Below are 23,986 nucleotides of genomic sequence, written 5' to 3' on the forward strand. Positions count from 1 at the left end.
CCCATCAATTACCGCCTTTGTATTTGGCCGCCAGCGCTTTTTCCTTGTCGAGATCGACCCACCAGGAATCGATATCGGCGCCGACATAGGCAGGCTGCTTGTCGGGGAACTTGAACTTGTTCCAATAGGCCAGCCAGACGGCGGAACGGTAATATTGCGGCACCACGTAGAAGTTCCACAGCAGGATGCGGTCGAGTGCGTGGGTGGCGGCGACGAGATCATCGCGATCGGTGGCGAAGATGATGCGATCGACCAGCGCATCGACGATAGGATCCTTAATGCCCATCAGGTTGCGCGAACCGGGCGCGTCGGCAGCCTTGGAACTCCAGAAATCGCGCTGCTCGTTGCCAGGCGACTCCGACTGGCCGAACAGACCCGTCACGACATCGAAATCGAAATGGTTCACACGGTTGATGTACTGCGTCTGATCGATGATGCGCAGGGTAGCGTCGACGCCGATCTTGCGCAGGTTGGCAATGTAGGGGCTGGCGATCACCTGGTCGGTGTCGTTCCAGCCGAGGATCTCGAACTTGAACGGTGCGCCTGTCTTGGCGTTGACCATCTTGCCGCCCTTGATGACCCATCCGGCCTTGGCGAAGAGATCGACGGCCTGCTTCAGATACTTCCGTTCCGCTTGCGTCGAATCGTAGACAGGCAGCTTGAACTCCTGAGTGAAGAGTTCCGGCGGCAGCTTGTCGCGGTATTTTTCCAGGATTTCCAGTTCCTTGCCCTGCGGCAATCCGCTGGACGCCAGTTCGGTACCCTGGAAATAGCTCGATGTACGGGTATTGAAGCCGAAGAAAAGCGTGCGATTCATGCTCTCGAAATCGAATGGTATGGTCAGTGCTTCGCGGACCAGCCGGTCCTGGAACAGCGGCCGCCTCTGGTTGAGAACAAAGCCCTGCATCGGCTGTGGCGACTGGGTCTGGAAGTCCTTCTTGACGACGTCGCCTGCCTGGATGGCCGGGAAATTATAGGCCGTCGCCCATTTGCGAGAACTGTATTCGCGGTTGATGTCTTCCAGCCCACCTTTGGTGAAGGCAAGCCAGGCGGCATTGTCGTCGAGGATGTAGGTGTATCGGCGCGTGTCGAAATTCTCGCGGCCGATCTTTACCGGCAGCTTAGCCGCCCAATAGTCCGGCACGCGCTGCCAGACGATTTCCGAACCGGGTTTGAAGCTGGCGATCTTGTAGGCGGCCGAGCCGAGCGGGATTTCCAGCGTCGGCTTGGTGACATCGCGCTTCTTGCCGCTGGCATCGGTGCCCTCCCACCAGTGTTTCGGCAGCACGGCAAGGTCGCCCATGATCTTAGGCAGTTCCCGGTTGCCCTTCTGGTTGAAATGGAATTCGACCTCGCGATCGGAGATGGCGACCGCATCGGTGACGTTCTCGAAATAGCGGCTGTATTGCGGGCTGTTGGCCTTCAGCACCTGGAACGACCAGATCACATCGTCGACGGTGATCGGCTGGCCATCATGCCATTTGGCGCGCGGGTCGAGCCGGTAAGTCGCCGAGGAATAGTCAGCCGGGTATTTGTAGGCGTCGGCGATCAGGGGATGGCTGACGCTGCCCTCATCGGTCGCCTGTTCCATCAGCGTGTCGTAGAGCAGGCCGCCGCCGAAGCCCACAAGACCCGCGGCAGGCGATCCCTGGACGACATAGGGGTTGAAGCTGTCATAAGTGCCGAGCAGCACCGAATTCAGCGTGCCGCCCTTGGGCGCGTTCGGATTGACGTAGTCATAGTGCTGGAAATTGTCGCCGTATTTGGATTGGCCGATCAGCGATGAGGTTGTCCGCCACTCGTCGGCCCGGGTCGTCTGCAACCCTGCTACCAGCAGGGCCGCCGCCAGCAGCGACTTGAGAAGCGTTCGGCCAACCGTCATGCACTCTCCCTTTCGCGATGCGTGCCAGATCATCCAGAAGGGCGATCCTAGATGATTTGACGCTCGTGAAAACCGCAATGCGCCGGCTTTGTCGCCGCACCGCGCATTTTCCCAACAAAAAAGCCGGGCTGAACCCGGCTTTTTCAAGGACGTCGAGATGACAATCCGGTTATTTTGCCGGCGCTGCCGGAGCGGCCGGCGCCGCGGGCTTGGCCGGTGCGGCGCCGTCAGCGGGCTTGGCGGGCGCGGAGGCGTCAGCAGCGGCGCCCGGTGCCGGCAGCGGCTTGGGATTGTCCGACAGTGTGCGCAGATAAGCGATGACGTTGGCGCGGTCCTCGTCCTTGGGCAGGCCGGCAAAGCCCATGGCCGTGCCCTTCACGAATTTCTTCGGCGAGGTGATGAAGTGGTTGATGTTGTCGTAGGTCCACTTCTCTGTGCCGCCCTTGGAGAATTCCTTCATGCCGGCCGAATAGGCGAAGCCTTCATGCTCGGCGACAGGGCGATCGACGAGATCCCACAGATCCGGGCCGACCTTGTTGGGGCCGCCCTTTTCGCCTGAATGGCAGGCCTGGCACTTCTTGAAGACGGCAGCACCCGCCTCGACATTGGCAGTGGCCAGCAGATCGGCGATCGGTTTGGCTTCAGCGGCTGGAGCGGCAGCGCCGCCTTCGGCCGGTTCGGCGGCCTCGATGGCGAAGCCGGGCTTTTCCGGCGCCGGCGAGGCAAACAGCGCGTCCGACACAATGCCGACCGAGAAGACGACGAAAACGGTTCCGAGCAATCCGGCGAGCAGCTTGTTGACTTCGTTGGAATCCATACGCCCCTTGCTCCCTTTTCCGGCGGACCGAACCGTCCACTCCGTCCGTCGGTATCGAGACCTGCCCTCCAGGGCCGGTCAAATCGGGCGGAAACTAGGTCTTTTGCTCCAGCGTTGCAACACCTATAAGGGCGCTGCCAGTGAGACCTTTTGCCACTTTTCCTTGTCCTCTTTTCGAACGCCTCGCCAGACCGATGTCCACCTTGATCCTGATCCCGGCCCGCATGGCCTCGACCCGCCTGCCGGGCAAGCCGCTGGCCGACATTGCCGGCGCCCCGATGATCGTCCATGTCGCGCGCCGCGCGGCCGAAGCCGGGCTTGGCCGGGTGGTGGTGGCGACTGACACGCAAGGCGTGGCCGAAGCGGTGCGCGCGCATGGTTTCGAGGCGGTCATGACGCGCATCGACCATGAATCGGGTTCCGACCGCATCCACGAAGCTCTGTTGGCGCTCGATTCCCGAGGCGAGGTCGAAACGATCGTCAATGTGCAGGGCGACCTGCCGACCATCGATCCCGGCATCATCGCCGCGTCGCTCAGGCCGTTCGAGGACGCCGCGGTGGATATCGCCACGCTCGGCGTCGAGATCGTCCGCGAGGAGGAAAAGACCAATCCCAACGTCGTCAAGATCGTCGGGTCGCCGCTGTCGGCCACGCGGCTGAGGGCGCTCTATTTCACGCGCGCCACGGCACCTTGGGGCGAGGGGCCGCTCTATCACCATGTCGGTCTCTACGCCTATCGGCGCGCGGCGCTGGAACGCTTCGTCGCGCTGAAGCCGTCGCCGCTGGAGCGCCGCGAGCGGCTTGAGCAGTTGCGGGCACTGGAAGCCGGCATGCGCATCGACGCCGAGATCGTGCAGTCGCTGCCGCTCGGCGTCGACACGCCTGTAGACCTGGACCGCGCCAGGGAAATCCTTTCAAACTGAGATATCGGCATGCCTGAAAAGACCAACAGAATATCCTTCCAGGGCGAGCCCGGCGCCAATTCCGACACCGCCTGCCGCAACGTCTATCCCTCGATGGAGCCGTTGCCGTGCCCGACCTTCGAGGACGCCTTCAATGCCGTCGAGACCGGCAAGGCCGATCTCGCCATGATTCCGATCGAGAACACCATCGCCGGACGCGTCGCCGACATCCACCACCTCCTGCCGGAATCCAGGATGCACATCGTCGGCGAATATTTCCTGCCGATCCATTTCCAGCTGATGGTGCTGCCCGGGGTCAAGCGCGACGAGATCAAGACCGTACACACACATATCCACGCGCTCGGCCAATGCCGCAAATACATCCGCAAGAACGGCTGGAAGGGAGTAGTCGCCGGCGACACGGCGGGTGCAGCCAAAATGGTCTCCGAGGTCAAGGATCGCACTATGGCCGCGCTGTCGCCGGCGCTGGCCGCGACGCTCTACGGGCTCGACATCATCGAGGAGAACGTCGAGGACACCGACAGCAACGTCACCCGCTTCGTCGTCCTGACCAAGAGCAAGCAATGGGCCGAGCGCACGTCACCCGACGTCAAGATGATGACGACCTTCATCTTCCGCGTCCGCAACGTGCCGGCCGCGCTCTACAAGGCCATGGGCGGCTTCGCCACCAACGGCATCAACATGACCAAGCTCGAGAGCTACCAACTCGGCGCCTTCACGGCGACGCTGTTCTACGCCGACATCGAGGGCCATCCCGACGATCCGCTGGTCAAGCTGGCGCTGGACGAGCTTCGCTTCTTCTCGCGCGAGGTGCGGATTCTCGGCGTCTATCCGGCCAGCGAGTCGCGCGAGCAGTGGAAGGTGGCGGATTGAGCTACCAGCCCAGCGGCACGTAGTCGATTTCCATGAAGGTCTCGACCTCCGGCACCCAGCGGTCGCGCACGAAGGCGACATGGTCGGGATGGTCGTTGTACCTGGTGTAGGCGGCCTGGTCGGCGAACTCCATCGAGAAGCCGAACTGATAGTCGTTCATGGGGCTGACCTGCCGCAATTGCTCGAAATGCGTGACGCCCCGGATCGCCGAGAGGATTTTCCTGGCGTCGACGAGAAACCGCTTTTCCTCCAGCGAGTGCGGCGGATGCTTCAGCGTGAAGACGACGGTGTGACGGATCATTTGTCTCTCCTGCAATGACTTCGATGACTATTCGCTGTCGACCCAGGCGCGGATGAGGTGATGCGCGATGGCGCCTTTCGGCGGGGTGACCAGCGTGTCGGGATGCGTGCGGTCCAGCATCAGGCGAACCTCGTCGCGCAAAAACCAGCGGCAATCCTCCAGTTCGTTGAGGTCGGCCTGGATGTCTTCGTTGAGCGGCTCGCCGAAGCATCCGATCATCAGCGAATAGGGGAACGGCCAGGGCTGGCTCGCGTGGTAGACGACGCGGCCGAGCCGGATCCCGGCCTCCTCCAGCGTCTCGCGGCGCACCGCCGCCTCGATCGTCTCGCCGGGCTCGATGAAGCCGGCAAGTGCCGAATACATGCCCGGCGCGAAGTGCCGGCCACGCCCGAGCAGGCATTTGTCCCGCGTCGCCGTCAGCATGATCGCCACCGGGTCGGTGCGCGGAAAATGCTCGGTGCCGCAATTCGGGCAATGGCGCTTGTAGCCGCCCGCCCGCATCTGCGATTGCGTGCCGCATTTGCTGCAGAAGCGGTGGCTGGCGTGCCAGGCGAGCAGGGCCGCCCCTTGTGCCATCGCGCCGGCGGCGGCCTCGTCGATCAGTCCTTGCATATAGACCGAGCGGTAATCGATCGCCTTGACGGTTTCGGGCAACTGTTCGGCATCGATGCCGGCCAGCACCGCCAGCACCGGCCCCTGTTCGGAAAACCCGAGCAGGACGCCCTGGTCGAAGGAAGGGCTGAAGGGATCGCTCTCGGCGATGCGGTACCAAGGGTCGAAACCGCCATCGGCGAGTTTCAGGTAGAGCCGGCCGCCATTCATCAAAAGCAGCCGTGTCGTCGGATCGGCCAGCGCCTTGTCGACCGAATCGTCGGCGCGGTTCTCGGATTGCCGGTCGATGGTGTTGCCGGCAAAGCCGACGAACTGGCTCGGCTCGCGCACGGGCGCGTCAAACAGGCGAAAGCTCATATGGACTCTGGTGCTTTGGGATGGACATGCTTGGGATAGACACAGGGAAGGCTTATAGCGCTGCCCTTATCGTTTCGGCAAACCGGCGCAGGTCGGAGCGCTGATAGGGCTCGCGCAGGCCATGCCCCCACACCGGGCCGGGCCAGCCGGGATCCCCCTCGGACCGTGCGACGATATGGATATGCAGTTGGCGCACGATGTTGCCGAGCGCGCCGGTGTTGATCTTGGTGCAGCCGCTCACCTTCTTCAGCGCCTGCGCCACCATATTGGTCTCGAAGGTCAGCATCGCCTGGTCGAGCGGCGTCATGTCGTGGATCTCCTCCGCGCCCGGCCGCTGCGGCACCAGGAGCAGCCACGGCCAGCGGCGGTCGTTCATCACCCGCAATTCGCACAGTCCAAGCCACATCAACTGCTCGCTGTCAGCCTCCAGCCGGGCATCCAGCGTGAATCCGGCCTTCAGGCCCGGCAGCATCGGCGTTTCCCTTGCTTTTCTTGGCTTCCTCAAACCCTGAACGCTAAAGCGGCTGCATCGGGGCTGCAAGCGAATCTCGCGGTTCGCGGTGCCGATTTGCCTGCGCACTTGCATTTCGTCGCGCAATTGCCGATATGGACAGCGGGAGGTTGGTGGTGGACGATCCACTCGCCAACCGGGTCAGGTCCGGAAGGAAGCAGCCCTAACGAGCCCGGAACGGGTCATTGTTCCAGCCTCCCACCTCATCGGCCCTCCTCGCGACATTGACGACGCATTGCAGCGCGGGCGAGACTATGCGCAGGAATCGGCGCTTTGGGCGCGGCCTTTTGGAGCTTAACGGCGAATGAGCGAAGCCGGAAATTCGGGGCCCGATAGTTTGGCGACAGGCAAGGCCGCGGCCTACCGTGTGCTGGCGCGCAAATACCGTCCGTCGAATTTCTCCGAGCTGGTCGGCCAGGAGCCGATGGTGCGCACCCTCACCAACGCCTTTGCCACCGGCCGCATCGCCCAGGCCTGGATGCTGACCGGCGTGCGCGGCGTCGGCAAGACCACCACCGCGCGTATCCTGGCGCGGGCCCTGAATTATAAAACCGCCACCGTTGATCAGCCCTCGGTCGACCTCGCCGTGCTTGGCGAGCATTGCCAGGCGATCATGGAAGGCCGCCATGTCGACGTCATCGAGATGGACGCCGCCTCGCACACCGGCATCGACGACATCAGGGACATCATCGAGCGCGTGCGCTATGCGCCCGTCTCGGCCCGCTACAAGGTCTACATCATCGACGAAGTGCACATGCTGTCCACGCAGGCCTTCAACGGCCTGCTGAAGACGCTGGAAGAACCGCCGCCGCACGTCAAATTCATCTTCGCCACCACCGAAATCCGCAAGGTTCCGATCACCGTCCTGTCGCGCTGCCAGCGCTTCGACCTGAGGCGCATCGACGCCGGCGCGCTGGTCGCGCATCTCTCCTCGATCGCCGGCAAGGAAGGCATTTCGGTCGACGACGACGCTCTGGCGATGATCGCGCGCGCGGCGGAAGGTTCCGCCCGCGATTCGCTCTCCATTCTCGACCAGGCGATCGCCCATGGCGCCGGCTCGGTCAGCGCCGAGGCCGTGCGCGCCATGCTGGGCCTGGCCGACCGCGCCCGCATCGTCGATCTGTTCGAACATGTGATGAAAGGCGATGTGGCGGCGGCGCTCGGCGAATTCCGTGCGCAATACGACACCGGCGCCGATCCGGCCGCCGTGCTCACCGACCTGGCTGAGTTCAACCACCTCGTCACCCGGCTGCGCTTCGTGCCGACCGCGATGGACGATGCCTCGCTGTCGCAGGACGAGCGCCAGCGCGGCGCCGATTTCGCCAGGGCGCTGTCGGTTCGCGTGCTGTCGCGGACCTGGCAGATGCTGCTCAAGGGCATTCCCGAAGTACAGTCCTCCAACCGGCCGGTCAGCGCCGCCGAAATGGTGCTGATCCGGCTGGCGCACGCCGCCGATCTGCCGACATTGGACGAGGCGCTGAGATCGCTGGAGAGCGGCGCCTCGGCCACCGGCGCCGCGCCGCGTCCGAACGGCGCTCCCGTGAACCCCGGCAATGGCGGTCCTGGCGGCAATGGGGCCAGCGCCGTGGCGCAGGCGCGCATGCCTGGCGGCTCGGGCGGCGCGCAGACCATGCGGCTGGTCGAGGCCACGCCCGCTCCGGCCGCCTTCGTCGCGCCCCCGCAGCCGGCGCCGGAGACGCAAGCCGTACCGCTGAAATCGCTGGCCGACATCGTTGCCCTTGCCGACGCTCAGCGCGACGTCGCCTTCAAGGTGCTGGTCAAGCGCTGCATCCGTCTGGTGCGCATCGAACCTGGCCGCATCGACGTCGGCCTGACCGACGATGCGCCCAAGATGCTGCTCAACGAACTGACGACGAAACTGCGCGCCTGGACCGGCCGCAGCTGGCTGGTGTCGCTGTCTAAGGAGGAGGGCGGCCAGACGCTGGCCGAAATGGAATCGACGAAGCGTGAAAACGCTTTCCTCGATGCCAGGAACGACCCGACAGTCGCCGCCTTCCTGACCCGCTTTCCCGGCGCCAAGATCATCGATGTGCGCATTCCCGACACGCCGGACGCCGAAGCGAGCGAGGCCGAAATGCCGGTCGAGCCGCCGGCCGATGACGACGAACCCTGATATGCAGCACTAATCCGCAAAGGATCGGACCATGAAAGATCTTCTCGGCCTGATGGGCAAGGCGAAGGAAATGCAGGCCAAGTTCCAGGCCATGCAGGATGAGATCGCCACGGTCGAAGCCGTCGGTCAGGCTGGCGGCGGCCTGGTCAGCATCATTTTGAGCGGAAAGTTCGACATCAAGTCGCTGAAGATCGACCCGTCCTTATTCAAGGAAGACGAGGTCGAAATCCTCGAGGATCTGATTCTTGCCGCGCACAATGACGCCAAGGCCAAGGTCGAGCAGATCATGCAGGAAAAGACCAAGGCGCTGACCGCTGGCCTGCCCATCCCGCCAGGAATGAAACTGCCTTTCTAGCGCTCGGTGCGCCATGATCGATGAGCCGTCCGAAAGACTGATCGAGCAGCGTATCCGCAACAGGATCTACGAGATTCTGGAAATCCTCGCCGATTGCGATGCGGGTGTCGATCTCGTCGGCATCAAGGGCTACTTCAATCTCTTCGAGGATTTCGTGCACCGCCCGTCGATCGAGGCCGGCACGTCGGCGCTTTCGAAGGACGAACGCGCGATCGTGCTGGAAATCGCCGAATTCCTGGAGGCGGCCTCCGAAACGAATCCTGATTTCACCAAGGCCGAGTTCATCGACAGCGACTGGCCAGGCAAGATCGCGCCGGCGGCCAGGGAGGCGCGGGCGCTGTTTCTCGGGCGGGGCCTGTTTTCAGAGAAGGTCGAAGAGGTCGAACCCGGTCGGTCGGCGGCAATCGCCGCCGGGCGATAGGCTTTCCCGCGAAAGGCGCATAGCGTTTCCCCAAGGGAATTGCGGCGAAACGAAGAGAGAGCGGTCATCATCTGTGTGAAACGACGGCTCGATCTATCTGGAAAGCCTCAATTTGTGTCAATTCGGCAACAGTCTGCCGTTAATAACGTTTTGGCCATCATTTTGCCCGAAAGTGTCTCATTCTTGCCGCAGCCTGGGGGCGGGCATTGAAGTGAGAGGGTTACCTGTTGATCGCCACGCGATGGAAGACGCCGCTGTTGCTCGGCGTCGTCACGTCTCCCCTTTTCTTGGCCGCTTGCAGCCAGACCACCTCGCACGGCATGTCGGTTGCGAGCCTGACCGACGCCATCACGCCGAGTTTCCTAAGTTCGCGCGCCTACAGTCACACGCCGAAGGACAGGGAATGCCTCGAACGGGCGATGTTCTTCGAATCCAACCGGTCGAGCCGCGACGGCATGATCGCCGTCGGCACGGTGGTGATGAACCGGCTGCGCTCGGGCAACCACGGCAGCACCATCTGCCAAGTGGTGGGTGAACCCGGGCAGTTCGCGCCGGGCGTCATGACCAGGCCGATGAATTCGCGCGCAATGCCCGATGTCGAGGAGGCCGCCGACGCCGTGCTCAAGGGCGAGCGCAAGGCCAAGCTCAAGAACACGATGTATTTCCACACCGCCGGTCTGCGCTTCCCCTACAAGAACATGCACTACACCATGGTTGCCGGCGGCAATGCCTTCTACGAAAAGCGCGGCCGCAACTGGCAGCCGCTGCCGGATGAACCGACGGTTGCCATTGCCTCGGCCGAGCAGCCAGCCGCCTTGCCAGGCGTGCCTGCGGTGCGCGTCGCTTCCGCCGAGCCCGTACCTGCGGCCAAGACATCCGCTCGCACCGCTCCAGCCCAGCAGGTCTACATGACCGCCGCGGCGGAGCCGACACGCCCCGGCAAGACGGCAACCGCCCGCACCGCTGCGGCCCAGGAGACCTATGTCACTGCGTCCGCGGCGCCGACGGCCAAGTCCGCACGCGTCTCGGCGAAGCCGACACTGGTCGCCATGCAGGAGCCGATGGAGGAGCCGGATGTCGCTCGTTTCGGCGGAACCTTGACCGGCGGAACCTCGAACAAGAGGGTGATCTCCTCGGTTGAGGGCGAGCCGCAGGAAGCGTCGATGGGGTTCCAGTCGACGCCTGAAAACACCGACGCGATCGGCGCGATGATCGTCAGCCAGGGCCGCCCGCTCGAAACCAACTGATGCGTGTCGCAAACCCGCAATGGCAGGATGGCGGGACATTCGCGGACGCCGGATGTTTCAAAGCGCTCTGAAAAATCCTAGATCAGGGCGATGTCCAAGCGAATCGCCGGTCCCGAGATCGAACGCCTGATCCAACTCCTGGCCAAGGTGCCGGGGCTTGGCCCCCGTTCGGCCAGGCGCGCGGCACTGCACCTGATCAAGAAGAAGGAACAGTTGCTGTCGCCGCTCGCTGCCGCCATGGGCGAGGCCGCCGACAAGGTGCGCATCTGCTCCACCTGTGGCAATGTCGACACCTCGGATCCTTGCATGATCTGTACCGATCCACGCCGCGATGCCGCCACCTTGATCGTCGTCGAGGACGTCTCGGATCTCTGGGCGCTGGAGCGGGCGGCGGCGATGAATGTGCGTTACCACGTGCTTGGCGGCACGCTGTCGCCGCTCGACGGCATCGGCCCCGATCAGCTCAACATCCGCTCGCTGATCGACCGCATCGCCGGCGGCGAGGTCAAGGAACTCATCCTCGCCGTCAACGCGACGGTCGAGGGCCAGACTACCGCGCACTACCTCACCGATCAACTCTCCGGCTTCGAGGTCAAGATAACACGGCTGGCGCACGGGGTACCGGTCGGCGGTGAACTCGACTATCTCGACGAAGGCACGCTGGCCGCGGCGCTGCGCTCGCGAACGGCGTTTTGACACGATTGCGGAGAGGATGCGCACGATGATTGCCACGCATCTTTCGAAGCTGGTGGTGCACGCTACAGAACGCGGCTTTCGCAAGTTCAGCTTTGCATTCTTTCTTGCAGCGCTCTTTGCCCTCATCGCTGCCCCCGCGTTCGCCTCCAAGATCGACGACCAGTTCAGGACCTGGCTCCAGACCGATCTCTGGCCCGACGCCAAGGCGAAAGGCATTTCCAAAAATACGTTCGACGCCGCGTTCAACGGCATCAAGCCCAATCTCAATCTCCCCGACCTTGTCATGCCAGGCGAGAAACCGAAGACGCCGCAGAAGCAGCACCAGGCCGAGTTCGGTTCTCCCGGCGCCTATTTTGCCGAGAAGACGGTTCGTGCGGTGACATCGGGCGGGCGCACCCGCGAGGCCGCCAATGCCCGCACGCTTGCCGCGATCGAAAAGCGCTATGGCGTGCCGGGCGAAATCCTTCTGGCGATCTGGGGCCGCGAGACCGGCTTCGGCGCGGCGAAGATGCCCTACGACGCCTTCGAAGTGCTGGGCACCAAGGCGTTCATGTCGACGAAAAAGGATTTCTTCCGCACGGAACTGCTGGCGGCGCTGGAAATCGTCCAGCGCGGGCTGGCCCCGGTCGGCGCGATGAAATCGTCCTGGGCCGGGGCGCTCGGCCAGCCGCAATTCATGCCGACCTCTTTCCTCAAGCATGCCGTCGATTTCGACGGCGACGGCCGCGTCGACATCTGGAATTCGACGCCCGACGTGCTGGCCTCGATCGCCAATTATCTTGTCCATTATGGCTGGGTGAGGGGACGCGGCTGGGGTTTCGAGGTGATCGTGCCTCAGAGCGTCTCCTGTTCGCTGGAGGGCCCGGACCAGGGCAAAAAGATCTCGCAATGGGCCGCCATGGGCATTGAGCGCGTCGGCGGTAAAGCCTTCCCGGCGAGCGAGCTGAAGGCGGAAGGTTTCCTGCTGATGCCGGCCGGGCGCAGCGGCCCAGCCTTCATCGCGACTCCCAATTTCTACGTGCTGAAACAATACAACACCAGCGACCTCTACGCGCTGTTCATCGGCCATGGCGCCGACCGCATCGCCCATGGCGATCAGAATTTTTCCGGTAGCTGGGGTCCGGTCGGCGATCTCCACCGCTCCGACATCGCCGCCTTGCAAGGGGCACTGGAAGCCAAAGGCTATGATGTTGGCAGCGCCGACGGCCTGCCCGGCTTCAAGACCCGCCGCTCGATCGGCAGATGGCAGGAAAAGAATGGTCAGGCCGCCACCTGTTTTCCCGATGCCGGCCTGGTCGCCGCGCTGAAATAGCATCGAATTTTAGCAGATTTTTCCCGATCCCCGGCATCATTTGGCCGGCGCATGCGTCGACACGCCGCTGTGTATTCTGATCCACTGAGGCCGTCTCGCAAATCCTCGTTGCCGGGCTGGGAGTCGCCGGATAAGGTGTTGACCAACTGGACAAAAACCACGACGGTAGCGAGTCAAGGGCTTTCATTGGAGCCCTGAAAGAACACCGCAACCCTGAGCCGGGAACTCAGGTCAACAAACAACAAAACAGGGAACAATCATCATGATGATGGAAAAGCTTGCTCTACGATCCCGCATCTTGCTGGCGGGCGCCGCCATGTCGGCGCTGCTTCTGGCCGGAGCGCCGGCTGGCGCGGTCACTCCCGCCGACACGCTTGTCGAAGGTTTTGCCATCGACGACATCATCTCGATGGATCCGGGCGAGGCGTTCGAGCTGTCGACCGCCGAGGTCACCGGCAACACCTATGATCTTCTTGTCCGCCTCGACCTCAGCGACACCTCCAAGGTCAAGCCCGATCTCGCCGCAAGCTGGACCGTCTCCGACGATGGCCTGACCTATACGTTCAAGCTCAAGCCGGGCCTGAAATTCGCCTCAGGCAACCCGATCACCGCCGCCGACGTCGCCTGGTCGTTCGAGCGCGCCGTCAAGCTGGACAAGAGCCCCGCCTTCATCATCGGCCAGTTCGGCATTAGCGGCGACAACGTCACCGAAAAGGCCAAGGCGGTCGACGACACCACCTTCCAGTTCACCGTCGACAAGGCCTATGCGCCAAGTTTCGTGTTGAACTGCCTGTCGGCCACCGTTGCCTCCGTTGTCGACGCCAAGCTGGTCAAGGAACATGTGGCGGCGGTCACGCCGAGCGCCGACTACAAATGGGACAACGATTTCGGCAATGCCTGGCTGAAAACAGGCTATGCCGGCTCGGGCGCCTTCAAGCTGCGCGAATGGCGCGCCAACGAAGCCGTCGTCATGGAGCGCAACGACAATTATCACGGCGAGAAGGCCAAGCTTGCCCGCGTCATCTACCGCAACATGAAGGAAAGCTCGGCGCAGCGCCTGGCACTCGAGGCCGGCGATATCGACGTTGCCCGCAACCTCGAACCGAACGACCTCGACGCCATCGCCAAGAACGCCGACCTCACCTCGACCAGCGCGCCCAAGGGCACCGTCTACTACATCAGCCTCAACCAGAAGAACCCGAACCTCGCCAAACCCGAGGTGCGTCAGGCCTTCAAATATCTGGTCGACTATGATGCGCTGGGTTCGACCATCCTCAAGGGCATCGGCGAGATCCACCAGACCTTCCTGCCCAAGGGCGTGCTGGGCGAACTCGACGAAAACCCCTTCAAGCTCGACGTCGCCAAGGCCAAGGAATTGCTGGCCAAGGCCGGCTTGGCGGACGGCTTCAGCGTCACCATGGACGTGCGCACCGGCCAGCCGACCACCGGCATGGCGGAATCCATTCAGCAGACGCTCGGCCAGGCCGGCATCAAGCTGGAGATCATCCCTGGCGACGGCAAGCAGACGCTGACCAAATACCGCGCCCGCAACCACGACATCTATATCGGCCAGTGGGGCCAGGACTATTTCGATCCGAACTCCAATGCCCAGACCTTTGCCTCGAACCCGGACAATTCGGATGCCGGCAAGTCCCACACGCTCGCCTGGCGCAATGCCTGGGACATTCCGGACCTGACCAAGCAAACGGAAGCAGCCCTGCTTGAGAAGGATTCGGGCAAGCGCGCGGATATGTACAAGGATCTCGAGAAGAAAATCCTCGACACCAGCCCCTTCGTCATCATCCACCAGCAGCTGGAAGTTGCCGGTCTGCGCAAGAACCTCAAAGGCTTCGCGCTCGGTCCGAGTTTCGACACCAACTTCGTCGGGCCGGTCTCCAAGGAATAGTGTTCGCGGACACGCCGCATGAGCACGATTGAAAACGAAAGCGGGCGCGGCAGCGCCCGCGCCGTCGCCCTTGCATCATCGCTTGGCCGCTTCCTGGTCATTGCGGTGACGACCTATCTCGGTCTTCTCGCGGTCACTTTCTTCATTGGCCGCGTCATCCCGATCGACCCGGTGCTGGCCGTGCTCGGCGACCGGGCACCCGCCAATGTCGTGGAGCGAACGCGCCGCGAGATGGGCCTCGACCTGCCGTTGATCGAGCAGTTCTACATCTATGTGAAACATGCGCTGAGCGGCGATTTCGGCATCTCCGTGCTGACCACCAATCCCGTCATGACCGACATCCGCCGCGCTCTTCCCGCAACGACGGAACTGGCGACATTGGGGACACTGATCGGCGCGCTGTTCGGTGTGCCGCTGGGAGTGCTGGCCGCGGTCAAACGCGGCAGCCTCGTCGATCAGATTGTGCGCATCATCGGCCTGATCGGCTATTCCGTGCCCATCTTCTGGCTGGGCCTGCTGGCCCTGGTGCTGTTCTACGCCAAGCTGCAATGGGTGGCCTTCCCGGCACGGCTCGACGTGGTCTACGAATACACTTTCACGCCGGTCACCGGTTTCTACCTGCTCGACTCCGCGATGCAGGGGCAGTGGGATGTCTTTTACGACGCCTTCCGGCACATCATCCTGCCGGCCTCGCTGCTCGGCTATTTCTCGCTGGCCTATATCAGCCGCATGACGCGCTCGTTCATGCTCAATGAACTCGCCCAGGAATACGTCGTCGCCGCGCGCGCCAAGGGCCTGTCGGAAACCCGCATCATCTGGGGCCACGCGCTGCGCAATGCCGCCGTGCCGATGGTGACCGTGATCGCGTTGTCCTATGCCGGGCTGCTCGAGGGCTCGGTGCTGACCGAGACCGTCTTCTCCTGGCCGGGCATCGGCCTCTACATCACCAACTCGCTGCAGAACGCAGACATGAACGCCGTGCTCGGCGGCACCATCGTCATCGGCTCGGTGTTCATCGGCATCAATCTCCTGTCCGATCTTCTCTACCGCGTGCTCGACCCGAGGACGAAGACCGGATGAGCAGAGGTATCGCGCTTTCGGGCTTGGCTGCGGCAAATCACCCCCACTCCGGCCCTTCGGGCCACCTCTCCCCCTGTCCGGGGGAGAGGAGAAGGCGGCCGCACGCCTGGCGCCTTTCCTCTCCTCCGTCGACCGGGGGCGAGATGGTCTGCGAAGCAGACCGGAGTGGGGGTCGACGGCTTCAAGAGGCATCGTCATGACCGTCTCCGACGCCCGCCCCTTCTCCCGTCGCGAATGGTTGTTGTCGGAGCGGCCGGCATCGCGCATGCAGGCAAGGCTCGGTCGCGCCTATGTCGCCTGGCGGCGCTTTTCCGCCAATCGTTTGGCCTTTGTCGGCCTGCTCATCATCATCGCTCTGCTGCTCGTCGCCGCCCTTGCCGGTGTGCTGGCGCCGTATTCGCCGACCTTCGGCGACCTGAAGAACGCGCGTCTGCTGGCGCCGAGTGCCCAGCACTGGTTCGGCACCGACGATCTCGGCCGCGACATCTATTCGCGCATCCTCTACGGCTCGCGCTGGACGCTTTATGTCGTCGTCCTGGTCGCCATCATCGCCGCACCCATCGGGCTTCTGGTCGGCACCGTCGCCGGCTATGCCGGCGGCTGGACCGACGCGATCCTGATGCGCATCACCGACATTTTCCTTGCCTTCCCCAAGCTGGTGCTGGCGCTGGCCTTCGTCGCCGCCCTTGGCCCCGGCATCGAGAATGCCGTGCTGGCGATCGCCATCACCTCCTGGCCGCCCTATGCCCGCATCGCGCGTGCCGAGACGCTCACCGTGCGCAACTCGGACTACATCAAGGCGGTGCAACTGATGGGCGCCTCTCCCTTCCGCATCGTGTTGCGCCACATCATGCCGCTATGCATCTCCTCGCTGATCATCCGCGTGACGCTCGACATGGCCGGCATCATCCTGACGGCCGCGGGCCTCGGCTTCCTCGGCCTTGGCGCGCAGCCGCCGCTGCCGGAATGGGGCACCATGATCGCTTCGGGCCGGCGCTTCATCCTCGACCAATGGTGGGTGGCCGGTGCGCCGGGCTTCGCAATCCTGATCGTCAGCCTCGGCTTCAACCTGCTCGGCGACGGCCTGCGCGACGCGCTCGATCCTCGGAGTGGCGACCAATGAACGGCCGAACTAGGACCCTGCTTGAGGTGGATGACCTGCGGGTCACCTTTCCGACCCGCACGGGCATGGTCGAGGCGGTGCGCGGCGTTTCCTTTTCGCTTGGCCGGGAACGCCTCGGCATCGTCGGCGAGTCCGGGTCGGGCAAGTCGCAAACGGGCCGCGCCATCATGGGCCTGACGCCGCCGCAGGCCCGGATATCGGCCAATAAATTGACCTTCGACGGCATCGACCTGCTCGGCATCTCGCCACGCCAACGCCGAGCCTTGCGGGGCAACCGCATCGCCATGATCCTGCAGGATCCGAAATATTCGCTCGACCCGGTCATGAGCATCGGCCGCCAGATCGTCGAGACGCTGCGCACGCACAAAAAGGTCGGCAAGGCCGAGGCGCGCGAGCGCGCGCTGGCCATGCTCGAGGCGGTGCAGATCCGCGATCCCAAACGCGTCTTCGACCTGCACCCGCACGAAGTGTCGGGCGGCATGGGCCAGCGCGCCATGATCGCCATGATGCTGATCGCCGGGCCGGAAATGATGATCGCCGACGAGCCGACCTCGGCGCTCGACGTCACCGTGCAGCTCGATGTGCTCGGTATCCTCGACCGGCTGGTCGCGGAGCGGGGCATGGGACTGGTCTTCATCTCGCACGATCTGCGCCTGGTTTCCTCCTTCTGCGACCGCGTCATCGTCATGTATGCCGGCAAGGTGGTCGAACAACTCAAGGCCTCGGAACTCAGCCAGGCCCAGCATCCCTATACGCGCGGCCTGCTCAACTGCATGCCCAAGATCGGCGCCGACCGTCACCCGCTGCCTGTGCTCGACCGCAAGCCGGAGTGGGCGGCATGACATCAGCGATTGCCGTCGACACGCTGGAGGTGATCTTCGACCGCTTTCGCGCGCTGAAGGGCGTCAGCCTTGATGTACAGCCGGGTGAATCCTTCGGCCTGGTCGGTGAATCCGGTTCCGGGAAATCGACATTGCTGCGAGCCATCGCCGGTCTCGCGCCGGTCGCCTCGGGCAGCATCGCCGTCAACGGCAAGACGCTCGGCGCGCGCCGCGATAAGGCCTTTTACCGCGAAGTGCAGATGGTCTTCCAAGATCCGTATGGGTCGCTGCACCCGCGCCAGACGGTCGACCGCCTGCTGCAGGAGCCGCTCGCCATCCACGGCTTTGCCGACGGCGAAAAGCGCATCGAGCGCGCGCTCGACGAGGTCGGCCTCGGCAACGGTTTTCGCTTCCGTTACGCGCACCAGCTCTCGGGCGGCCAGCGCCAGCGTGTCGCGATCGCCCGCGCGCTGATCCTCGAGCCCTCGATCCTGCTGCTAGACGAGCCGACCTCGGCGCTCGACGCCTCCGTGCAGGCGGAAGTGCTCAACCTGCTGGAGGAAGTCCGGCGGCGGCGCAAGCTGACCTTCCTGATGGTCAGCCACGACCTCGCCATCATCACCCATATGTGCGAGCGTCTGATGGTGATGCAGGGCGGCGAGGCAGTGGAAAATCTGGTGGCAAACGATCTGGTCGAGCGCCGTGTGACAAAGGATTATACGCGCAACCTGCTGCGAGCCAGCGACGGGTTTGTAAGAACCGCCTGAATTCGCTCTTCCTGTGCACAGACCAACGGGGGAATTCCATGGGGGAATGGAAGTTTGCAGATCCACCCAATGTCGCGGTGCTATCGGACAAGAGTATATTCAAATCTGACGATTGGATCGCATACGTCGTGCATGAAGCTGACCACGACGACATCTACAACGAAGAAGGTGGCAGCTGGCAGTTTCACAGCAGCGACACTCGAGATCGGAACGAACGTGAGATAATGCTCGTCGGCCTGCAGGAGGTGGTTCGGCGGGATGAAAGCATCTTGGCGTTGGCCGATTTGCCGAAAGGTTGGCATGCTTGGCGCAGCTCCAAATCGTCGCCTTGGCAGCGCGCCAAATCACTCCCCTCGCCCTCCAACGATAACGAGTGATACTGCAGGATCTTAAGTCGAACCTTGCGCCAGTTCGCCGTTCTCCGGAACGGATGGGTCGTCCCCTTGCTTCGGCTCCTTGATCCTGAACCACGTCACATAAAGCGCCGGCAGGAACAGCAGCGTGATCGCCGTACCAGCGATGATGCCGCCCATCATGGCATAGGCCATCGGCCCCCAGAACACTTCGCGCGCGATCGGGATCAGCGCCAGGCTGGCGGCGGCGGCGGTCAGCGCGATCGGCCGCATGCGATGCTCCGTCGCCTCGATGACGGCGGCCCAGCGATCCTTGCCTTCAGCGACAAGATCCTCGATCTGCACGATCAGGATGACCGAGTTGCGGATCAGGATGCCGATCAGCGCCAGCACCCCGAGGATGGCGACGAAGCCGAGCGGCGCGCCACTCGGCACCAGCGCCGCCACCACACCGATCAGTCCGAGCGGCGCGACCGCCACGACCAGGAACAGGCGCTGGAAGCTCTGCAACTGCACCATCAGGATGGTCGCCATCACGAACAGCATCAGCGGCACGACGGCGGCGATCGGCCCCTGGCTCTTGGCGCTTTCCTCGACGGAGCCGGCGGTCTCGACCGAATAGCCGGGCGGCAGCTTGGTGATGAAGGCGTCGACCGACGGTTTCAGCTCGTTGACGACGGTCGCCGGCAGCACGTCGCCAACCAGGCCGGCGCGCACGGTGATGGTCGGGATGCGGTCACGCCGCCACACCGTCGGCTGCTCCAGATCGTAGCGGAAATTGGCAACCGCCGCGAGCGGGATAGCCTCGCCATTGCCCGTCGGCAGCTGGATGTTCTGCAGCGTCTCGATCGAGCCGCGCTCGGCCCCGCGCGAACGGGCCACGACATTGATCAGGTAGGTCGCGTCACGCACCTGGGTGATCGTCGATCCGCCCACCGTGCTGTTCAGCGTGCTGGCGATATCGGAGGAGGTGATGCCAAGCTGGCGCGCCTTGTCCTGCAGCACGTCGACCCTCAGCACGCGCTGTGGTTCGTTCCAGTCGAAGGTGGGTGCGGCAAGTTTCGGATTGGCCGAGATGATGCCGGCGAATTGCTGCGCCAGTTCCCGCACCGTCTGGATGTCAGGGCCGCCGACGCGATATTGCACCGGGCGCCCGACCGGTGGCCCAAGCTCGAGCGGCTTGACGAAGGCGTCGGTGCCGACGAACTCCGCGCGCAGCAGCTTCTCCAGCGCCGGCTTCACCCGGTTGCGCGCCTCGATGCTCTTGGTGACGATCACGGTCTGGCCGAAATAGGGATTGGCGGGCTGCACGTCATAGGCCAGCACGAAGCGCACCGCGCCCTGGCCGATATAGGAGGAGAAGTGGTCGATGTCGGGATTGCCGACCAGCGCCCGCTGTTCGAAGCGCTCCATCTGGTCGCGCGTCTCGGTGATCGACGAGTTCTGCGGCAGGTTCCAGTCGACGATCAGCTCCGGCCGGTCGGAAGGCGGGAAGAACTGTTGCTGGACGAGCCCGAAGCCGGCGATCGAGCCACCGAACAGGAGCACGGTCACGACGATCGTCAGCCAGTGATGGCGCACCGAGCCGACAAGCACGCGCCGGAACAGCGACGTGAACCGCCCTGGTTGGTCGTGATGCTTCTCCTTCATCGTCGCCGGCAGGATGGTGACGCCAAGCAGCGGCGCGAACAGCACCGCCACGATCCATGACACCAAGAGCGACACCGCGATGACGACGAACAGCGTGAAGGTGTACTCGCCTGCCGCGCTCGAGTTGAGGCCGATCGGGATGAAGCCGGCGACCGTCACCAGCGTGCCGGTCAGCATCGGGAAGGCGGTCGAGGTGTAGACATAGGTCGCCGCCCTGCGCAGGGTGTCGCCAACCTCCAGCCGCGCCACCATCATTTCGACCGCGATCATCGCATCGTCGACCAGCAGCCCGAGCGCGATGATCAGCGCGCCGAGTGAAATGCGCTGCAGCGATATGCCGAGATACTCCATGACGGTGAAGGTGATGGCCAGCACCAGCGGGATCGACAGCGCGACGACGAAGCCGGCCCGCATGCCGAGGCTGATGAAAGAGACGGCAAGCACGATCGCCACCGCCTCGAACAGCGCGCGCGTGAAGCCCGAGACCGCCTCCTCGACGATGACAGGCTGGTCGGCGACCAGATGCACGCCGACGCCGACCGGCAGGTCGGCCAGCACCTTGTCCATCTCCTCATGCAGCGCTTCGCCGAACTTGAGCAGATTGGCGTTGGGCTTCATGCCGATGGCAAGCCCGATCGCATCCTGGCCGTTGAAGCGGAACAGGGCTGTCGGCGGGTCGGCATAACCGCGCGTGATCGTCGCCACGTCGCTCAGCCGGAAGAACCGGTCGTTGACGCGCAGATTGATGGCGCGCAGGCTCTCCTCGGAGGCGAACTGGCCGCCGACGCGCACGCTGATGCGCTCCGGCCCGGACTGGATGACGCCGGACGGCGTGATCGCGTTCTGCGCTTGCAGGCTGGCCACGATTTGCTGCTGGTTGAGGCCAAGCGCGGCGATCTGGCGGGTCGAGAATTCGAGATAGATCGCCTCGTCCTGCGCACCGACCAGATCGACCTTGCCGGCATTGGGCACGGTCAGGATCTTGGTTCGCACATCCTCCACATAGTCGCGCAATTGGCGTGGCGTCAGCCCGTCGGCGGTGAAGGCATAGATGTTGCCGTAGACGTCGCCGAAGCGGTCGTTGAAGAACGGTCCCTGCACGCCTTGCGGAAACTGCGCCTTGATGTCGTTGACCATGTTGCGCACCTGAAGCCAGTTCGGCGCGACGTCGCGCGCCTTGGTGGTGTCCTTCAGGTTGACGAAGATGACAGTCTGGCCGGCTGTCGTCACCGACTTGGTGTAGTCGAGGCTGTCGAGTTCCTCGAGCTTTTTCTCGATGCGATCGGTCACCTGCTGCACCGTCTCCTTCACCGAGGCGCCCGGCCAGTTGGCCTGGATGATCATGGTCTTGATGGTGAAGTTGGGATCTTCCTCGCGGCCGAGATTGAGATAGGAGAAGATGCCGGCCACCACGAAGACCAGCATGAAATACCAGACCAGCGAGCGGTGGTTGAGCGCCCATTCGGAGAGGTTAAAGCCCTTCATGAGGCCCCTCCCTCGGGCACTTTCACTTTCTGGCCGTCGACGAGGCTGTGAACGCCGGCGGTGACGACGCGCATGCCGGCGTCCAGTCCTTCCGCCACGGTAAAGGTGCCGCCATTCTTCGACGCGACCTTGATATCGTGCGCGCTCACGCTCGACGTCTTTGGATCGATGATCCACACTTTTTCGGAACCGTCCTTTTCGAGCAGCGCCGAAATGGGCAGCTCGATCGTCGGCACAACCTTGGTCATGCGGGTCGCCGTCACCGTCGAGCCGAGCCTGAAGGCTTGCGGCGGATCGGTAAGCGTCAGCTTGACGCGCCGTGTGCGGGTCGAGCCCTCGGATTGGGGGGCGATCTCGCGCAATTTGGCCTCGGTCTGGATCGTCGGCAGCGACTGCAGGATGACCTGGAACGGCGTGCCGGCCGGCAGATCGCCGGTCAACTGGTCGGGGATGTCGACCACTGCCTCGCGCAGGTCCGAACGCGCCACGGTGACGATGGTCTGCCCGGGCGAAACCGTCTGGCCAACTTCGGCGCCGACGGCGGTGACGACGCCGTCGAAATCAGAAAACAGCCTGGCATAACCGAGCTGCTCCTGCGATTTCGCCAGCGAAGCCTTGGCCCGCTCGACACGGGCTTCCGCGGCCTTGCGTGCCTGCTGCGCTGCGTCGAAGACCGACTGCGGCGTATTGGCAGAGGTCAGCAACTGGCGCTGGCGTTCCTCGCTGGCGGCGGCATTGGCGAATTGCGCCTCGGCATTGGAGAGTTCGGCCTTGGCAGCCTGGACTGCCAGCTCCAGCGCGGTTGGGTCGAGTGCGGCGATCGTCGTGCCCTTGCTGACGGTGTCGCCGACCTTGACGTCGCGCGAGACGACGCGGCCGAGCAGGCGGAAGGCAAGATCGGCGCTGACCTGTGGCTCGACCGAGCCGGCGAAACCGAAAGTCTGCGTGGTGCGCGGCTCGACCACGACCGACAGCACCGGTCGGACGATTTGCGGCGGTTTTTCGTCCGATTTCGAACAGGCGGAAAGCGCGGCAAGGCCAAGCAGGACGGGTAGCAGCCGCTTCATTGCCCTGCTCCCGATATCTCGACCGTCTGGCCGGGGCTGAGCAATTGCCCGCCTGATGTAACGACGCTCTGGCCTTCGTTCAGGCCCTCGGCGATGACGACGGTACCCGAATCGAACGCCAGCACCTCGACCGGCGCCGTCGTCACCGCCTTGGTCGCGGGATCGACGATCCAGACCGCCGGCTTACCAGCGCTCGATGTCAAGGCCTGCCAGGGCAACAGGATCGCCTTCGCCGGCTTGGCGCCGACCGAGCCGATGACGGCCGCGCCCAGCGGCATACCGGCCGGCGTGTCGGGAATGAAGACCTTGACCCTGATCGAGCCCGAAGCCGGGTCGACTGCCGGCGAGATTTCGCGCACCTTGCCCCTCGCGCGGACCTGCGGGTCGGACAACAGCGTGATCGTTACCGCCGGTGAAGCCGGCGTTTTGGCGACCAGCGTCTCCTGCACGTTGAACACCGCGTCGCGGTCGCCGTCCTCGGCGACGGTGAAGACGGTCTGCGCCGCCTGCACCACCTGGCCGGTTTCGACCTGGCGTGCGGTAATCACGCCTCCCGCACCGGCCTTGAGTTCGGTGAAGGACAGATTCTGCTGGGCATTGGCAAATGCGCTCCGCGCGGCATCGACGCTGCCTTGCGCGACTTTCAGCGCCTGGTCGGCCGCGTCATAATCGCGCCTGGTGGTGAAGCCCTGGGCAAGCAGCGTCTTTTGCCGCTCGAACGTGGCCGCGGCCTGTGTCAATTGTGCCTGCGCGGCATCGAGATCGGCCTGCGCGGAGCGCAAATCGGACTCCTGCTCCTGCGGATCGATACGCGCAAGCACCGTCCCCTGATCGATATGCTGGCCGACATCGACAAGCCGCTCCGCGACGCGTCCGCCAACCCGGAACGAAAGATTGTTCAACGTACGCGCCGCGATCACCCCGGTCAGCGAGGTTCTCGGCGCATAATCGGCCATCGCCACCGTTTCGGTGCGCACCATGACCGGCAGCTTCTTTTCCGCCGCCTCCTGCTTCTGGCAACCGGCGAGCAGCGCCAGGGCCGTGCAGGCGAGAATCGAAGCGGCTGGACAAGACAAAAGGTTGAGAGTTTTAGCGGATGGCGGCGAGACGGACGATGTCACGTTGCTGCTCATGGCTCCCCTCGGCCGCGCGCCGGTCGCTGATCGCGATCCCCTCGCGGAGATTAGGAGGATAATCGATCCCGGAAAAAAGGAAACCGGTCTCGTACGCCTCTCGCCGGACTGGTTAAGTCAGGCCCAATCGACGCTGTGATGGTGTCGGCTTGAGGAAAAT

General features: G+C 63.7%; 22 protein-coding genes and 1 other RNA gene. 15 read left to right on the plus strand and 8 right to left on the minus strand.

What is annotated here, in order from left to right; genetic code table 11:
- Positions 1 to 4: 4 nt before the first annotated feature.
- Together EN824_RS27155 and EN824_RS27160 are read right to left on the minus strand one after the other, a co-directional pair.
- Complete coding sequence (locus tag EN824_RS27155) at positions 5 to 1,882, minus strand: extracellular solute-binding protein (protein ID WP_135932895.1); 1,878 nt, start codon at positions 1,880 to 1,882, stop codon at positions 5 to 7.
- Positions 1,883 to 2,051: 169 nt separating this feature from the next.
- Positions 2,052 to 2,699, minus strand: a complete 648-nt coding sequence (locus EN824_RS27160; RefSeq protein ID WP_127870715.1) for a cytochrome c family protein — start codon at positions 2,697 to 2,699, stop codon at positions 2,052 to 2,054.
- Between the two features lie 194 nt (positions 2,700 to 2,893).
- Between EN824_RS27160 and EN824_RS27165 the strand changes: the two genes are divergently transcribed.
- Entirely contained in the window at positions 2,894 to 3,622 is a 729-nt protein-coding gene (locus EN824_RS27165) for a 3-deoxy-manno-octulosonate cytidylyltransferase (protein ID WP_135921089.1), read from the plus strand.
- 9 nt (positions 3,623 to 3,631) lie between these two features.
- Positions 3,632 to 4,495, plus strand: coding sequence for a prephenate dehydratase (locus EN824_RS27170; protein WP_135921087.1), 864 nt, complete (start codon positions 3,632 to 3,634; stop codon positions 4,493 to 4,495).
- A 1-nt stretch (position 4,496) separates the two neighbouring features.
- On the opposite strand, the gene EN824_RS27175 is transcribed toward EN824_RS27170, so the two are convergent.
- From EN824_RS27175 to EN824_RS27185, 3 genes are read right to left on the minus strand one after another with little or no spacing between them, the layout of a single operon-like run.
- Entirely contained in the window at positions 4,497 to 4,796 is a 300-nt protein-coding gene (locus EN824_RS27175) for a Dabb family protein (protein WP_135916849.1), read from the minus strand.
- A 27-nt stretch (positions 4,797 to 4,823) separates the two neighbouring features.
- Entirely contained in the window at positions 4,824 to 5,765 is a 942-nt protein-coding gene (nudC, locus tag EN824_RS27180) for an NAD(+) diphosphatase (RefSeq protein ID WP_127870717.1), read from the minus strand.
- A 52-nt stretch (positions 5,766 to 5,817) separates the two neighbouring features.
- Positions 5,818 to 6,237 (minus strand): HIT family protein, encoded by a 420-nt coding sequence (locus EN824_RS27185; RefSeq protein ID WP_127280298.1) that lies wholly within the window; start codon positions 6,235 to 6,237, stop codon positions 5,818 to 5,820.
- Between the two features lie 144 nt (positions 6,238 to 6,381).
- On the opposite strand from EN824_RS27185, the gene ffs reads away from it, so the two are divergent.
- The 13 genes from ffs (at position 6,382) to EN824_RS27250 (ending at position 18,515) form a co-directional block, all read left to right on the plus strand.
- Positions 6,382 to 6,478, plus strand: an RNA gene (gene ffs / locus EN824_RS27190) — signal recognition particle sRNA small type.
- 102 nt (positions 6,479 to 6,580) lie between these two features.
- Entirely contained in the window at positions 6,581 to 8,410 is a 1,830-nt protein-coding gene (locus tag EN824_RS27195) for a DNA polymerase III subunit gamma/tau (protein ID WP_135932896.1), read from the plus strand.
- A 31-nt stretch (positions 8,411 to 8,441) separates the two neighbouring features.
- On the plus strand, positions 8,442 to 8,765 hold the full coding sequence (locus EN824_RS27200; RefSeq protein WP_127280300.1) for a YbaB/EbfC family nucleoid-associated protein: 324 nt from the start codon (positions 8,442 to 8,444) through the stop codon (positions 8,763 to 8,765).
- A gap of 13 nt (positions 8,766 to 8,778) precedes the next feature.
- On the plus strand, positions 8,779 to 9,186 hold the full coding sequence (locus tag EN824_RS27205; protein WP_127280301.1) for a hypothetical protein: 408 nt from the start codon (positions 8,779 to 8,781) through the stop codon (positions 9,184 to 9,186).
- Between the two features lie 227 nt (positions 9,187 to 9,413).
- A complete protein-coding gene (locus tag EN824_RS27210) occupies positions 9,414 to 10,433 on the plus strand; it encodes a cell wall hydrolase (protein ID WP_127870720.1) in 1,020 nt (339 codons plus the stop codon).
- A gap of 90 nt (positions 10,434 to 10,523) precedes the next feature.
- The gene (gene recR / locus EN824_RS27215; RefSeq protein ID WP_127280959.1) at positions 10,524 to 11,129 is read left to right on the plus strand and encodes a recombination mediator RecR; all 606 of its coding nucleotides are present in this window, start codon (positions 10,524 to 10,526) and stop codon (positions 11,127 to 11,129) included.
- Between the two features lie 25 nt (positions 11,130 to 11,154).
- Positions 11,155 to 12,441 (plus strand): lytic murein transglycosylase, encoded by a 1,287-nt coding sequence (locus tag EN824_RS27220; RefSeq protein ID WP_135932928.1) that lies wholly within the window; start codon positions 11,155 to 11,157, stop codon positions 12,439 to 12,441.
- Positions 12,442 to 12,703: 262 nt separating this feature from the next.
- The gene (locus tag EN824_RS27225; RefSeq protein WP_135932897.1) at positions 12,704 to 14,347 is read left to right on the plus strand and encodes an ABC transporter substrate-binding protein; all 1,644 of its coding nucleotides are present in this window, start codon (positions 12,704 to 12,706) and stop codon (positions 14,345 to 14,347) included.
- Between the two features lie 18 nt (positions 14,348 to 14,365).
- Positions 14,366 to 15,427, plus strand: coding sequence for an ABC transporter permease (locus EN824_RS27230; RefSeq protein WP_127278745.1), 1,062 nt, complete (start codon positions 14,366 to 14,368; stop codon positions 15,425 to 15,427).
- Positions 15,428 to 15,623: 196 nt separating this feature from the next.
- The gene (gene nikC, locus EN824_RS27235) at positions 15,624 to 16,550 is read left to right on the plus strand and encodes a nickel transporter permease (protein WP_135882894.1); all 927 of its coding nucleotides are present in this window, start codon (positions 15,624 to 15,626) and stop codon (positions 16,548 to 16,550) included.
- The gene (locus EN824_RS27240; protein ID WP_135932898.1) at positions 16,547 to 17,392 is read left to right on the plus strand and encodes an ABC transporter ATP-binding protein; all 846 of its coding nucleotides are present in this window, start codon (positions 16,547 to 16,549) and stop codon (positions 17,390 to 17,392) included. Before nikC ends, EN824_RS27240 begins: the two co-directional genes overlap by 4 nt.
- Positions 17,389 to 18,138, plus strand: coding sequence for an ABC transporter ATP-binding protein (locus EN824_RS27245; protein WP_127870724.1), 750 nt, complete (start codon positions 17,389 to 17,391; stop codon positions 18,136 to 18,138). Before EN824_RS27240 ends, EN824_RS27245 begins: the two co-directional genes overlap by 4 nt.
- 38 nt (positions 18,139 to 18,176) lie before the next feature.
- The gene (locus EN824_RS27250; protein WP_127278749.1) at positions 18,177 to 18,515 is read left to right on the plus strand and encodes a hypothetical protein; all 339 of its coding nucleotides are present in this window, start codon (positions 18,177 to 18,179) and stop codon (positions 18,513 to 18,515) included.
- 12 nt (positions 18,516 to 18,527) lie between these two features.
- Here EN824_RS27250 and EN824_RS27255 read toward each other — a convergent pair whose 3' ends face one another.
- Genes EN824_RS27255 through EN824_RS27265 form a run of 3 tightly spaced genes read right to left on the minus strand, consistent with a single transcriptional unit; the run spans position 18,528 to position 23,826 of the window.
- Positions 18,528 to 21,626, minus strand: a complete 3,099-nt coding sequence (locus tag EN824_RS27255) for an efflux RND transporter permease subunit (protein WP_127278750.1) — start codon at positions 21,624 to 21,626, stop codon at positions 18,528 to 18,530.
- Entirely contained in the window at positions 21,623 to 22,693 is a 1,071-nt protein-coding gene (locus EN824_RS27260) for an efflux RND transporter periplasmic adaptor subunit (RefSeq protein WP_135862120.1), read from the minus strand. The genes EN824_RS27255 and EN824_RS27260 overlap by 4 nt, the downstream gene beginning before the upstream one ends.
- Positions 22,690 to 23,826, minus strand: coding sequence for an efflux RND transporter periplasmic adaptor subunit (locus EN824_RS27265; RefSeq protein WP_135862118.1), 1,137 nt, complete (start codon positions 23,824 to 23,826; stop codon positions 22,690 to 22,692). Before EN824_RS27265 ends, EN824_RS27260 begins: the two co-directional genes overlap by 4 nt.
- Positions 23,827 to 23,986: the final 160 nt, after the last annotated feature.

It is taken from the genome of Mesorhizobium sp. M8A.F.Ca.ET.181.01.1.1, from assembly GCF_004792025.1.
Lineage (GTDB): Bacteria > Pseudomonadota > Alphaproteobacteria > Rhizobiales > Rhizobiaceae > Mesorhizobium.

What these genes read in the sequence shown, in the direction of transcription:
- EN824_RS27155 (WP_135932895.1), bottom strand. Translation starts at nt 1,882, where the DNA reads ATGACGGTTGGCCGAACGCTTCTCAAGTCGCTGCTGGCGGCGGCCCTG.
- EN824_RS27160 (WP_127870715.1), bottom strand. Translation starts at nt 2,699, where the DNA reads ATGGATTCCAACGAAGTCAACAAGCTGCTCGCCGGATTGCTCGGAACC.
- EN824_RS27165 (WP_135921089.1), top strand. Translation starts at nt 2,894, where the DNA reads ATGTCCACCTTGATCCTGATCCCGGCCCGCATGGCCTCGACCCGCCTG.
- EN824_RS27170 (WP_135921087.1), top strand. Translation starts at nt 3,632, where the DNA reads ATGCCTGAAAAGACCAACAGAATATCCTTCCAGGGCGAGCCCGGCGCC.
- EN824_RS27175 (WP_135916849.1), bottom strand. Translation starts at nt 4,796, where the DNA reads ATGATCCGTCACACCGTCGTCTTCACGCTGAAGCATCCGCCGCACTCG.
- nudC (WP_127870717.1), bottom strand. Translation starts at nt 5,765, where the DNA reads ATGAGCTTTCGCCTGTTTGACGCGCCCGTGCGCGAGCCGAGCCAGTTC.
- EN824_RS27185 (WP_127280298.1), bottom strand. Translation starts at nt 6,237, where the DNA reads ATGCTGCCGGGCCTGAAGGCCGGATTCACGCTGGATGCCCGGCTGGAG.
- EN824_RS27195 (WP_135932896.1), top strand. Translation starts at nt 6,581, where the DNA reads ATGAGCGAAGCCGGAAATTCGGGGCCCGATAGTTTGGCGACAGGCAAG.
- EN824_RS27200 (WP_127280300.1), top strand. Translation starts at nt 8,442, where the DNA reads ATGAAAGATCTTCTCGGCCTGATGGGCAAGGCGAAGGAAATGCAGGCC.
- EN824_RS27205 (WP_127280301.1), top strand. Translation starts at nt 8,779, where the DNA reads ATGATCGATGAGCCGTCCGAAAGACTGATCGAGCAGCGTATCCGCAAC.
- recR (WP_127280959.1), top strand. Translation starts at nt 10,524, where the DNA reads ATGTCCAAGCGAATCGCCGGTCCCGAGATCGAACGCCTGATCCAACTC.
- EN824_RS27220 (WP_135932928.1), top strand. Translation starts at nt 11,155, where the DNA reads ATGATTGCCACGCATCTTTCGAAGCTGGTGGTGCACGCTACAGAACGC.
- EN824_RS27225 (WP_135932897.1), top strand. Translation starts at nt 12,704, where the DNA reads ATGATGATGGAAAAGCTTGCTCTACGATCCCGCATCTTGCTGGCGGGC.
- EN824_RS27230 (WP_127278745.1), top strand. Translation starts at nt 14,366, where the DNA reads ATGAGCACGATTGAAAACGAAAGCGGGCGCGGCAGCGCCCGCGCCGTC.
- nikC (WP_135882894.1), top strand. Translation starts at nt 15,624, where the DNA reads ATGACCGTCTCCGACGCCCGCCCCTTCTCCCGTCGCGAATGGTTGTTG.
- EN824_RS27240 (WP_135932898.1), top strand. Translation starts at nt 16,547, where the DNA reads ATGAACGGCCGAACTAGGACCCTGCTTGAGGTGGATGACCTGCGGGTC.
- EN824_RS27245 (WP_127870724.1), top strand. Translation starts at nt 17,389, where the DNA reads ATGACATCAGCGATTGCCGTCGACACGCTGGAGGTGATCTTCGACCGC.
- EN824_RS27250 (WP_127278749.1), top strand. Translation starts at nt 18,177, where the DNA reads ATGGGGGAATGGAAGTTTGCAGATCCACCCAATGTCGCGGTGCTATCG.
- EN824_RS27255 (WP_127278750.1), bottom strand. Translation starts at nt 21,626, where the DNA reads ATGAAGGGCTTTAACCTCTCCGAATGGGCGCTCAACCACCGCTCGCTG.
- EN824_RS27260 (WP_135862120.1), bottom strand. Translation starts at nt 22,693, where the DNA reads ATGAAGCGGCTGCTACCCGTCCTGCTTGGCCTTGCCGCGCTTTCCGCC.
- EN824_RS27265 (WP_135862118.1), bottom strand. Translation starts at nt 23,826, where the DNA reads ATGAGCAGCAACGTGACATCGTCCGTCTCGCCGCCATCCGCTAAAACT.